This window comes from Pseudomonas sp. HY13-MNA-CIBAN-0226, assembly GCF_040310305.1.
Classification (GTDB): domain Bacteria; phylum Pseudomonadota; class Gammaproteobacteria; order Pseudomonadales; family Pseudomonadaceae; genus Aquipseudomonas; species Aquipseudomonas gregormendelii.
This window is the reverse complement of record NZ_JBEOPS010000153.1, coordinates 1-287: the sequence shown is the minus strand read 5'-3', so window position 1 is coordinate 287 and position 287 is coordinate 1. Positions and strand designations below refer to the sequence as shown.

Annotated in this window: 1 protein-coding gene; it reads left to right on the top strand. The window is 65.5% G+C overall.

Annotation, left to right across the window (positions count from 1 at the left end; all coding sequences use genetic code 11):
• Positions 1-287, top strand: a 287-nt coding sequence (locus AAEZ05_RS28185) for a zinc-ribbon domain-containing protein (RefSeq protein ID WP_350649849.1), incomplete at both ends; no start/stop codon positions are given.

Here is a 287-nt window from a genome sequence, read left to right as displayed (position 1 = left end):
AGCCGCAGCAAAGCCGCCTGTCGTCCCTGCAACCTGGGCCGGTGGTCGGTACGTGGCTGGCCGACGACAATCTCGATGCCGGCGCTTTCCGGCGCTGCGCCAACCTCGATTCACCGGCCGCGTGCAACTGGCTGATTCCTGCCCACAGCACCGCGCCGTTGTGCGTGGCCTGTAGCCTGAACCGCACCATCCCTGATCTTTCCGTTGCGGAAAACCCCGAACGCTGGCGCAAAGTCGAAACCGCCAAGCGCCGACTGGTGGCGCAACTGATCAGCCTGGGCCTGCAA